This is a genomic window from uncultured Maribacter sp., from assembly GCF_963974015.1.
Taxonomy (GTDB): Bacteria; Bacteroidota; Bacteroidia; order Flavobacteriales; family Flavobacteriaceae; genus Maribacter.
Genome location: NZ_CAXBBZ010000022.1, coordinates 1 through 12,693, shown reverse-complemented (window position 1 = coordinate 12,693; position 12,693 = coordinate 1). Strand labels below are relative to the sequence as shown.

Genomic DNA, 12,693 nt, shown 5'->3' with positions numbered 1-12,693 from the left:
TAAAAGCTATTATTTTAATTCTTGATTCATAAACCAATCATATAATGCCTCAGTTTCATATGCTTTGACCCATGCACTATGCCCTACATTAGGGTACTTAGTAAATAGTACCTCATAACCCATTTCCTGAAGCTTGGCAACCATATTTTCAGATTCTTCGATAGGAATAGACTTATCCTTTTCGCCATGAAATACCCAAATAGGCATTTTCTTATTAATCCATGATGCATAAGGCAAAGGTGTCATTCCGCAAACCACAGCCATAGCTGCGAACGTTTCTGGATATTGTACGGCCATTTCCCAAGCTGCGCCACCACCTCTACTTAAACCCGTTAAGTAGATTCTGTTTTTATCGATTCGATTTCCTTCTATAATTGAATCTAGCAATTGTTTAACGGCTCTAGTATTCCACCATTTTTTCGCATTAGGATTTTGCGGTGCTAGAATTAAAAACGGAAATTTTTTTCCTTGGACAATTAATTTTGGAGGGCCATTTCGCTTAACTGTAATTAAACTATCCCCAGATTCGCCACCGCCATGTAGAAATAAAAGTAATGGAAACTTTTTATCAGGCTCTTCAAGATAATCTTCTGGATAATATAGGTAATAGGCAAGATTCTCTTTTATATTGGTTTCCATTTCCGAATCTACTAGAACTGGCTTCACTTGAGAAGCACAACTCTGAAAAATAACCAATAAAATAAAATAGGAAATATACTTCATCAACGATAGCTCTGTTTGTCTATCAAATGTACCTAAAAAGGATTGTTTTTAGAGTCTAATCTAATTTGAGCTTTCAATTTTAGCCTATCAATTCTATTAAAAGCAAAAGGAGATACAATCTGTATCTCCTTTTCTATAATTAACTACGTTTATCTATACAAAGTAAAATGACCTACGTATCGAATTTCATTACTATTGGCATTTACTACATACCAGTAATCTCCTGTTGGCACTTCTTTACCTTCATAGGTACCATCCCAACCGCTTACTTCATCTAAAATAGCTACTACCCTACCATAACGATCATAAATTTTAACATTTACACCAGCAAAGAGTTCTCTGTTTTTAGGAGACCATATATCGTTTAAATTATCACCATCGGGCGTAAAGAAATTGGGGAACTCTAACATGCCTGTAAATTCGAAAGGTACACTTAGCTCTAAAACACAACCCCTAGCATCGACAACCCTAACATTTACCATACCACTTTCATTGGTAGTAAATGTCGTTTCTTCACCATAAGATTCCCCATTGAAGAAGAATTCATATTCACCGTAACCACCTGCAGCAACAGCAACCACCTCATTGGGTCCGGTTTTATCAACAGCCAAGCTTAAAGGCTCGTAACCGTCAATACTGAACTCTACACTGTTGGTACAACCATTTTCATGATAAATATATACTATGTGATCACCAGCAGGTAAATCGCCCCATACATACTCTTCTTTAGCATTAGAACTAATAGCATCAGTAGGATCTAGTGGATCCAAAGCAAACATGAGTTGAGAAAGCAATCCATTATCCGTCATCTGAATAGTAGTGGTACTTGTCGGGAAAATACCCTCACAACCATATTGAACCTGTGGTTCTGCCGTTAAGTCAACTCCGATATCTATGGTAAATAGTTCTGAAGCCGTACACAGATTAACATCTTGAATGTAAATAACATAAGAAGCACCTCCTTGTAAATCTTCAATAATTTCACCTGTATAAGGTGCGAATGTAGCCGTACCCGTTTCATCTATGGGATCGACCATTTCAATCTTATAGTCAAAATATGGAGTAACGCTAACTAAGGCATCATTAAATGGAGTGCCACCAGCGACATCGAAAACGATAGACCCATTATTGGCTCCAATACAAAGCTCTGGAGTGGTCTCAATATTTATAACCTGTATCTGATCAGGTTCTTCTACCGTTATAAAATCTTTTTCAAAACAACCATTGTCATCTTTTATCAAAATCTCGTAAGTACCAGCAGCAAGTTCATCAAAAGTGTAGGTTCCAGGATTATCGGAATCACTAAAGAACTCATTAAAATTAGGTGCGATTGCAAATTGAATCAACCCTTCACCACCAGCACTTACAGAAACAGTTATAGTACCGTCTTCTTCACCATTACAAGTAACATTGGTTGGTATAGCATCAAAAATGATAGGATCAGGTCTAATAATTTCAAAAGGACCGGCAATATCCATACATGTGGCGCCACTGGTTACAGCAATGTAATATGCGGTTCCTTCAGGAAGTCCTTCAAAGGTTCCATTATCTTGGGGACCTCTAATAACCGTTGCTGTTGAAGCAGGATTAAAAGCATCTACCGGGTCTCCTTCATACAGGTAAAATAAATCTTCACCCACACCACCGTTTACAAATGACTCAATTCTACCATCTAGCTCTGAAGCACAAGAAATATCATCTGGCAAATTCGGCAATAAAGTAATGCCCGTTGCATTGGTCATGGTAATACCATTAGAGCGTATAGCCGGGCAAGCTCCTGCAGAGTTAACCTTTCTTACATCAAATTGATATGTTATTCCCTCAACACCTGAAATAGTAACTGAATTTCCAGTCATAGATATATATGTTCCAAGAGTTACTCCGTTTTCTACCCTTAAGTATTCATAAGTAAATAATGGGTCCGGATTTTCAACGGTCATTCTCATTTCACCGTCGCCTCCACAACCAGGAACCCTTGTCTGAACTAATATAGGTTGAATTGGTGGTGGTGGGTCCACGAAATAAGCATCGGTTATAAATGAACATCCAAAACTAGAAGATACCTCTATTGCATACCAACCAGAACTTATATAACCACCACTGTCACCAATGAAAGTAGGAGTATTTTGCAAACCACTTTCAGATATTATATCCGTGTTATCATTACTGTTCAAGTATAATAAAGTGTAATTATAACCAGCACCTGCAAAACCGCCACTTGCACCAGCTATAGCTGTAATTTCATCCCCAGAAGTTACTTCAAACGCTTCTAGAACTGCATTATTACCATTAGGGCAATCAAGACTTTGTGGCTCTCTAATACCAGCAATAATTTGTGGAACCTCTGCCAATTCTATTTCAAATGTGTTTGTACAGCCTTCAATATCTCTAATCTCTACCTCATAGAACCCAAAAGATAGACCCGTAAATTCGTTATCATTTGAGAATGGAGCAATTTCAGTAGTATAACTAGAACCGCCATCGGTACTCATTAACAACCTAAATTCATAAGGTGTAGTATCCCAACCACCAGCTCCTGTTGCATTTATTTCGCCAGTATCATTGGTACAACTTACATTACCTATAGATTCAGCGGTTACTTGAAGTGGACCGTTCGGAGTTCTAATATTGGCGACATTACTTGTCGCAGAACAAAACGGCATACCTGTTGAAACGATATCTACTATTAAATTACCTCCTGGCAAGTTTTCTATACGAGCTTCATCGCCATTACCATCAGGATAATCATTAGTATCAAAACTACCGGAAGCCAAAAGAGTAGATTTTGTAACATCGCTAGCTTCATAAACTGCATAATCAAAAACACCTGTGTAATTACCTACAGTTATGAATAACGCCCCATCATTGCCTGGCACTGCACAACTTACAGGCTTGGCCTCACTAATCAATACAGTAGGAGCCTCCGGTTTATTCACCGTATGCACTGGCATAGGGTATGTACAACCCACAATATTATCGGTTATTTCAAATAAATAATCACCTACATCAGGTAAGTAAACATCAACGTAATTATTACCTGGAGAATTAGTATAAGAAGGAATGGAAGAAACCGATACTGCATTCACAGTAAAATCATTAGTCCCACTAACTTGTATACGAACTCGTTCGTCATCTCTACAGTTTAAAATATCGACTTCAATAATGGTTGGAACAACATCTGTTGGCGGATTAATAGTCGGCACATCAAAAGTCGTTTGGCATCCATTGCCATCCATTGCGAACACCGTAATGTCTTGCGCAGAACCATTATCTATTATTTCAAAAGTATTACCAGTTTGATAGTTTGAAAAACCTGTAATGCTATATTGATATCCAGAACCTACAGTACCTGCATTAACAATACCCACAGTTATAATAGTTGAACTATATCTATTAGCACCTGGTTCGCAAGCAAAGTCTGGAGCACTAGCGGTAATACTAAAATCTAACGGATTCTCTATAGTATGCACTGCAGATAAAACTTCACAATTACGAGCTGTCACTACTTGAACTTGATAATTACCAGCAGGCAACCCAGCGAATGACCCTGTTGTGTTTCTATCTTGTTCATTCGAAGTTGTAAGGTTATTTAAAATATAAGTTATAGGAGTATCTTGCGAAGTAAAAGGAACTAGTGCATTTGCAGGACCTACTACAACTTCTATAGAGCCATCATTTTCATCTCTACAGCTAATATCAATTGCTTCTTCTGAAATGATTACCGGTTGTGCGGCTTGATTTAAAATAATATTTGAAACAGTAGTTTCACAAAATCCAGAACCATCATTTACAACACGGTCTGTAATTAAAACTTCATAATTACCCGGAGCTAACCCAATGAATAAATTATCATTTATTTGAGTAACTGGTCCTACGGCAACGGAATTGTAATCAGTTCCAGTAAGCACATAACTGAAATCACCACTACCTCCGTTTGTACTTATACGTATTTCTCCATCTGCATCATTACAGGTACTATCCGTCTCAAAATCACCTGTTGCAGATAAAAAGTCATAAACAGTAGCGGTACCTTGGCTTGTACAACCATTCGCATCGACCACATCAACCACGTAATCTCCAGGACTGCTTACAGTATACGTATATTCCCAATTCGTCCCTACTATTAATGGTAATTGCTCATCACCGCCCAACGTAAATCGAGGCGTGTTTACTGAACTTGGCACTCGAACTGTTATATCAAAAGCTGTTGACGTCGGATCACATTGATTTACAACGGTAAAATCTGGAACCGGTAAATCTGGCTGTAATAAAATAACCGTTGCGATGTCGAATGAAGTACATCCAGAAATATCTCTAACGTAAACATCATAGTCACCTTCCGGTGCAACAAAAGTTGTTTCACTCGTGTAATCAGCTGGGTATGTTGGTATCATACCATTATCCATAAAAGCAAATTCATAAGGTCCACCTGAACCACCACGCCCTTGAACAGTTATTTGTCCTAATGCATTACAATTTGCGGGTACTTCAGATAAGATATCTATACTAGGCAAATTCTGATTTATAATTACTGCCGCCGCATCTGTACACGTATCGGTCAAATTGGTAACTAGAATCTGGTATTCACCTGGTAATTCAGGATATGTATCATTATAAGGTATCGCTGTAGTTGTAACAGAATTTTGAAGTATAGTACTAGAACCATCCTCATTATTTATTAATTCTATTCGTAAATTATCACCAATACTGTAGCCTGTTATTTCATATGCTATCTCACCATTTCTATTAACATCACAAGCTCCAGGAGTAGAATTGGCCGTAACGTTTAATGTCGAAGGGCCATCTAAAGGAGGTATTTCTTGCTCATAGGTACAATTAGTAACAACATCTAAAACAACAACAGTGTATGCTACACCATACTGGATACCGTCATTGGTATTACTAAAAGTATGGTCGTTTGTGGTTGGTATGTCATTTAGATTACCAAAAGTCGGATTATCTAATAATCTAATCTGGTACGAACCTGATCCACCACTAACACTTACCGCGTAGGTAAAGGTACTGTCATTACAATCTAAAGGTGCTGGAGGCGGTATCGGGGTAATTACCACTTCGTTAGAAGTAATAGTTACCGTATCAATATCTGTACATCCATTAGCATCGATTGTTATAATGGTATAATTACCTGTAACAAGATTAGAATCTAAAATTTGCAATGGCAATGAAGAAGGGTCTACATTTTCCCGACGAGTTACCTCAACACCTGTATTATCTTCTATTATAAAATCAAAATTAGGAGTTCCATCAGAAACGGCATCTACACTTATACCGCCACTAACAGGACCACTACCACCACATACTGCTGGTACTTCGGTAATTATTGCGTCTGGAGGTAATGTAGTATCCAAAATAATATCAAAAGTATCCATAACTGTTTCACAACCTCTTGCATCTCTAACGATGTACGAATAAGTTCCTACAGTCAAGTTTGAAAAAACTGTTTGGGTTCCCCAACCTCCTCCATTAAAATTGACTTCGTAAGGTGGTACTCCACTAGTTGCATCAGGTATAATTGTAACAGCACCATTATTAGTCGAACTACAACTTACTGGTCTGGCAACATAAGAAGCTGCTGCAATATTCTGAGGCGGATTTAATGTAATCGAAACGGAGTTTGCAACACAACCACTACTTGTGGTATTATTATCGGTTATTCTAAAAACATAATCACCAGGAACTGCTGTAGAATATAAGAAATCGTCGGATATTAGTGGAATCGCCGCTCCAAAAGTAGTGCCTCCATCAGCACTTACTTCATATTGTTTTGGTCCTGCTCCAGAAGTATATCCTCCATTAACGATTACTCTAATTTGACCAGGTGCTCCACCACAAGGTATTTCAGCATCTATACTAGTATTAACCCTTAATTGAGGTTCTATTGTTACAGGAATACTGTCAGAACAATCATTTCCATCGACAACTTCAATGGTATAATTTCCAGGAGCAAGTCCTGAGAAAGATGCACTCGCCTGTAAGGTTCCTCCGTTAATTCTATATTGATGCGTACTTAGAGCTGCCGTACCTGCAGTTGAGTTTACCGATACCGTAGCACCTACTCCTGCCACATAACAAAAATCAGATGCTGGTCCGTCAAGAGAAACAGCCGGAGCATCAATAGGGTTTAAATCAAAAGAAAAAGTATCTGTACAACCTTCAGCATCTTCTACAGATAAGGTATAGGTTCCGACAGCAGAAAGATTACTGAAACTTCTTCCTGATTTTGGACCAACTTGTGGTCCCGTTGGTGGTGTTAAGGTATATCTATATGCTCCCCATCCGCCTGTTGCTGTTGCTCTAACAGCACCTAAATTGCCATTTGCACAACTCATTGGCGTAACAACACTAGTAGATAAGTCTAAAACCGGAGCATCTTGAATATCAAAAGAGGCAGTATCTGTACAACCAGTATCAGCATCCGTTATGGTAATAGTATATGTACCTGCACCAGATAATGGAAGAACTACTTCAGTATCACTCTGAGGACCACCTGTAATTAAGCCCCCATTTATATCATATGTATAATTATTCGCAAATCCGTCGACAATAAAAGTTCCGGTACCATCAGTAGCTCCATTACAGACTCTTAAATCGCCACCCGACTTTACACGAACACGAATTGAACTTAAAACAATAGGTCTAAAACCTTCTGTATAGGTACAACCATTAACATCCGTAATTTGAAAAATATAGGCTTGAGATGTTAATAGCCCAGTGAAAGTGTCATTATTACCATTATCAAAATATGCCGGACTAATTATTTCATACCTGTTGATGGCTGCATTGCTCGTTGGAGTCAACTGAACATCTGAAGTACCTGCTGAACAACTAATATTACTTTGAACAAAATCTATATTGGTAGGTGGATCTACATCTAAAATTTCTATAGAAGTAAGTTCTAAGCGACATCCACCAGCATCACGTATAATTGGTGTATAAATACCTGCGGATAAGTCTGTATATGAAGTTGTTGCGGAAAAGTTTACACCATCAATACTAAAAACGTAACCACTACCCGATCCTCCTGAGAAAGGACCTACAAAATCTATTTGTCCTCCATTAGTTCCTGAACCTGCACAAGTAACATTTGAAACTTTATTGGCAGAACCCGTTATTGAACCTACCGTAATTACTGTAACAGAAGGTAAATCAAGCGTACATTCAAATCCGCCTTGTTGGTATCTTACTTCAATATCATTATACATACCTGCCGCAACGGAAATCTGTGGTGTACTGACCCATGGCTCAGAAGTGTTCTCTCTAAAAGATATATTATAACCTCTACCATTATTTATGGTGAAGTCTAATTTTGCACCTCCATTACTACAAGTACCGTCAATGCCAGCAACTGTTATATCTGGTGGCAAAAGTGTTTCTACATCAGAAGAAGCATTAATAGTACAACCATTGCTATCGGTTATAACAAAATCATATGTACCATCTGTTGTTACCGTATAGGTTGTTGATCCTGAATCTGTAGAAGCATTACCAAAAGATGGTTGTATTGGTCCTCCATTAACCGTAAAAATATAAGGGGCAGATCCACCTGTTGTATTTAAAATAATATCTACACTAGAAATATTAGAACAACCAAAACTACTATTCACCTCGGTAGAGGCATCTAGAGCGGAAGCACCGGCACCAATGGTAAGGGGATTTCCGCTTGTATCTAGATTTTGTCTTGGAGGGTTTATTCCATTTAAAGGGTCTCCTGTACATTGTTGTGTTTCTACCTGAACGGTATACGTACCAAAACCTACTGCAGAAAATGTATAAGGATTAGTAGATACAAAGGCGGTAAATTCTTGGGCTACACCGCTAGAATTTAATAACGTATATTTATAAGGACCTGGAACGTTTGATGCTGTTACCGTAATACTACCCGTATCTCCACTACATAGTGCATCTGTAAAAGTAGCAGAAATTTCAATCTCCTTCTCTTCAATTATCACAGGTTCATAAGGGTACTCACATGTGTTTGCCGTATTTTTTAATCTAGCTTTAATATTATATGTACCTGGTGCCAAATTTGAGAATATTGGACCTTGCCAAGCACTGAAACCACTACCGCTGTCCATACTAAACTCATATGCACTAGATAAGTTCGTAATTTGAATTCTACCTGCTACACCACAGATATAATCATTTTTTACAACAGTTTGTGTAATGGTACTTTTCTTAACTTTAAAGTAATACGTTTGCCCGTCTGCAATAACCCTGTATTCTGCACCAGTGGTAGAAGGAACAGTACTTGCATCTAACGCGAATGTTTGACCTCCTGATACTTGTGTATAACAAGAACCTGTATTGGGGCACTCTGTATTTACATCTGGACTACATGATCCACCTAAAATCTGCCATGAAACAGAGCTATATGTTCCACCTGATAAACTTATGATTCGATCATCATAATCACCACATAAATTAAAACGCGCAATTGTAAACCCATTATCATCACAGTTTTCTGTGTCATCCGCTCCAACAATAATGGTTGCGAACATTGCTGAAGCTACTAAGTTGGCATTACGGACAACATTAACTTCATTTTCTAAAGTGGGTTGATTTTTGGTAGAAACCGAAACAGCCGTTTCGATTACATTGGCCACCTCCTCGAATAGGGTACTTACCGTAGAGTTGGCAATTGCCGTTGTACCGATTACTGAAATTACAGTCAGAAAAAGTACATACAGCGTAAACCGCTGTTTTTTTGGTAGCATAGGTTAAGTTTCGTTTTTAAGAACAATTGCGATTTGGGATCTTTACCGTTCTTTGGTGTAATTTTTTATACTTATATCTTATCTTTAAATAATCATATGTCCTTTAATATATTTCTAACGCACCAATATGAAAAATAGTATCATCTTTTGTCTTTTATTCGCTGTAACGCTTAATTTTTCTTGTGCGCAAAATGCTGAAAATAAAGTAAATACACCTAAAAAGACTAATTACAAAGCAGAGTTGTTCGTCGATGACCTACAGATTCCATGGGGGTTCGCCTTCCTTCCAGATAAAAGTATTTTAATTACCGAAAAAGAAGGGAAATTGATACATTTTTCTAATGGAAAAAAATCGATAATCGGTAATATTCCGGAAGTTTATCAACGTGGGCAAGGCGGACTTTTAGATATTGAATTGCATCCTAATTACGAAAAAAATGGATGGATTTATTTTACATATGCATCAGCTGAAGGTGATGAAAAAGGAGGACACACAGCTTTAATGAGAGCCAAACTGAAAAATAATTCTTTAACAAATAAAGAACTGCTTTACAAAGCAGTGCCAAACACTACAAAAGGTCAACATTTTGGCTCAAGAATTGCTTTTGATAACAAAGGTTATGTTTACTTTTCTATAGGTGAGCGTGGAGATAGAGACATAAATCCTCAAGATATTAAAAGAGACGGCGGAAAAATTTATCGTTTATACGATGATGGACGAATTCCTGAAGACAATCCGTTTTTTGGTGTTGAAGGTGCAAAAACCGCTATATATAGTTATGGACACCGTAATCCTCAAGGTTTAATTAAAAATCCAGACACTGGTGAAATTTGGGACAATGAACATGGCCCAAGAGGTGGCGATGAAATAAATATCATAAAAAAAGGTGCTAATTATGGTTGGCCATTGGTAACCTATGGGATTAACTATGGTGGAACCCCTATCACAGACAAAACAGAAATGAAGGGCATGGAACAACCTATTCATTATTGGGTGCCTTCTATAGCGCCCAGTGGCATGGCGTTTGTTACTTCTGATGAGTATACCGACTGGAAAGGAAGTTTATTAGTAGGCTCTTTGGCCTTTCAATATTTAGAAAGATTAGTTTTAGATGGCACTAAAGTTATCGCACGTGAAAAATTAATGGATGGGCTTGGAAGAGTCCGCGCCGTAAAGCAAGGTCCAGATGGTTTAATTTATGTGGCCGTTGAAGGGAAAGGAATTTATAAATTAATCCCCATAAAATAACTATCAATGAAATTGATAGTTCCTCTGTTTGTCTTTATTCTATTTGCTTTAGGGTTTTCATTGTACCAAGAACCAGAACTTAAAGAAAGCATAAAAAGAGGAAGTGAAATTTATTCCGATTTCTGTGTTAACTGCCATATGGATAATGGTGAAGGTGTACCAAATAGTTTTCCTCCATTAGCAGCTTCTGACTTTCTTATCAAAAATAGAGCAGCATCTATACATGCCGTAAAATTTGGATTAAAGGGAGAAATCATTGTAAATGGAATTACCTATAATAACTCAATGACTTCATTTGGGTTAGAAGATGATGAGATTGCAGATGTCATGAATTTTGTGATGAATTCCTGGGGTAACAAACAAACCAAAATGGTTACCATAGAAGAGGTCCAAGTAAATTAATAATTAAACTAATCAAAATACCTTGAAAATTATCCCCTACCCGCTTCTACAGCCAATTTCACGGACCCATATTTTTTAAGCAATTTTTCAGCATCTAAATATTCAATGCCTAGATCCTCCATAATATAACGGGTACCACGGTCTACCAACTTATCATTACTAAGTTGCATATTTACCATTTTGTTTCCCTTAACTCTACCTATTTTAATCATTAAGGCAGTAGAAATCATATTTAAAACAAGCTTTTGAGATGTACCACTTTTCATTCTAGTACTACCCGTTAAAAACTCAGGACCAACATTAATTTCTATAGGGATATCTGCTATTCTTGCAATAGGAGCACCAGGATTATTTGTAATTGCAGCAGTTAGTATTCCGTTCTTTTTAGCATCTTCCAATCCTCCAACAACATAGGGCGTACTGCCGGAAGCAGCAATACCAACAACTACATCATTCTTAGTAATACCATGTGCCATTAAATCTACCCACGCTTGTTTGGTGGCATCCTCTGCATTTTCAACTGCTTTTCTTATAGCTGTATCTCCTCCTGCAATCAATCCGATTACACGTTCGTGTGGCATACCAAAAGTCGGAGGAATTTCCGATGCATCTAAAATCCCCAAACGCCCACTAGTACCCGCACCAATGTAAAACAACCTACCACCCATTTCAAAACGTTTCGCCAATTCATCTACCAATTTGGTCACTTGCGGTATCGTCTTCTTTACTGCAGTTGCAACCTTTTGATCTTCCTCATTCATTTTCTGCAGAATGGTCTGGGTATCCATCAACTCCAAATTCTCATGATTAGATGGGGTTTCAGTAATTTTCTTATAATCCATATAATTATATAATTTTTATATCGTGATTTTTGAAAGGCTTAAGTAGTTTGTCTTCGGGTTTCAATTCGGTTATCATAGTATTAATAGAATTGATATCACATGTTTTATATCGATGCTGAGAATTTAATTTCTCGGAAATAGATAATAAAACCGTTTTCTTAGATGCTTTTATAACTGCCTTTTTAATTTGAACAATATCCCAATCGAACTCTGTTAGTCCATATATAGCATCTACATAGCCAGTACCTATAAAACTATAATCGAACCGTACTTCTGAAAGGTGATGAATTGCATTAGCGCCAATAGATATTTGCGCTTCCTTTGAAATTTGACCTCCAATCGAAATTACATTGATATTCGCCTTATGAGACAATACCATCGCAACAGGTAAACTAATGGTGAAGCAAGTTAAATTTAAATTTTCAGGAATAATACGAGCAAGTTCCATACAAGTGGTACCTCCATCTATAAATATAACCGCACCATCTCTTAACATACTAACAGCTTTTTCTGCTATAGCAGCCTTCTCTTCTATTTTATAAATATTGGTATTTCTAGCGTTATTGGTCATATAACCCATAGAAATAGCGCCACCATGGACTTTTCGTAATTTATTATCAGCGTCGAGTTCTTTCACATCACGCCTTATGGTATCAATAGATACATCTAAAGCTTCAGCTATATCTGTTATTAAAATCCTATTATGAAGATCTACCTCATTTAAAATTGTTTGTTGACGCTC

At 37.4% G+C, this 12,693-nt stretch carries 6 protein-coding genes; 2 read left to right on the top strand and 4 right to left on the bottom strand.

Annotated elements, in window-relative coordinates; translation table 11 throughout:
• Positions 1-9: 9 nt before the first annotated feature.
• Positions 10-723 carry a prolyl oligopeptidase family serine peptidase gene (locus tag AACZ41_RS16760; RefSeq protein ID WP_339629759.1) on the bottom strand — a complete coding sequence of 238 codons (714 nt, stop codon included), beginning with the start codon at positions 721-723 and terminating at the stop codon, positions 10-12.
• Between the two features lie 149 nt (positions 724-872).
• Positions 873-9,458, bottom strand: coding sequence for a T9SS type B sorting domain-containing protein (locus tag AACZ41_RS16755; RefSeq protein WP_339629758.1), 8,586 nt, complete (start codon positions 9,456-9,458; stop codon positions 873-875).
• 127 nt (positions 9,459-9,585) lie between these two features.
• Here AACZ41_RS16755 and AACZ41_RS16750 point away from each other — a divergent pair, with 127 nt between their 5' ends.
• Positions 9,586-10,707: a PQQ-dependent sugar dehydrogenase gene (locus tag AACZ41_RS16750; RefSeq protein WP_339629757.1), complete on the top strand. Its 1,122-nt coding sequence runs from the start codon at positions 9,586-9,588 to the stop codon at positions 10,705-10,707.
• 6 nt (positions 10,708-10,713) lie between these two features.
• Positions 10,714-11,109: a cytochrome c gene (locus AACZ41_RS16745; protein ID WP_339629756.1), complete on the top strand. Its 396-nt coding sequence runs from the start codon at positions 10,714-10,716 to the stop codon at positions 11,107-11,109.
• Positions 11,110-11,138: 29 nt separating this feature from the next.
• Here the strand turns inward: AACZ41_RS16745 and murQ are convergent, their stop codons facing one another.
• Both murQ and AACZ41_RS16735 read right to left on the bottom strand, forming a co-directional pair.
• The gene (gene murQ / locus AACZ41_RS16740; protein WP_339629755.1) at positions 11,139-11,951 is read right to left on the bottom strand and encodes an N-acetylmuramic acid 6-phosphate etherase; all 813 of its coding nucleotides are present in this window, start codon (positions 11,949-11,951) and stop codon (positions 11,139-11,141) included.
• Positions 11,952-11,955: 4 nt separating this feature from the next.
• A partial coding sequence (locus AACZ41_RS16735; protein ID WP_339629754.1) for a DeoR/GlpR family DNA-binding transcription regulator occupies positions 11,956-12,693 on the bottom strand: 738 nt, incomplete at its 5' end.

Bases quoted from the DNA above. Each gene is read 5' to 3' on its own strand.
- AACZ41_RS16760 (WP_339629759.1), bottom strand. From the start codon at position 723: ATGAAGTATATTTCCTATTTTATTTTATTGGTTATTTTTCAGAGTTGT.
- AACZ41_RS16755 (WP_339629758.1), bottom strand. From the start codon at position 9,458: ATGCTACCAAAAAAACAGCGGTTTACGCTGTATGTACTTTTTCTGACT.
- AACZ41_RS16750 (WP_339629757.1), top strand. From the start codon at position 9,586: ATGAAAAATAGTATCATCTTTTGTCTTTTATTCGCTGTAACGCTTAAT.
- AACZ41_RS16745 (WP_339629756.1), top strand. From the start codon at position 10,714: ATGAAATTGATAGTTCCTCTGTTTGTCTTTATTCTATTTGCTTTAGGG.
- murQ (WP_339629755.1), bottom strand. From the start codon at position 11,951: ATGGATTATAAGAAAATTACTGAAACCCCATCTAATCATGAGAATTTG.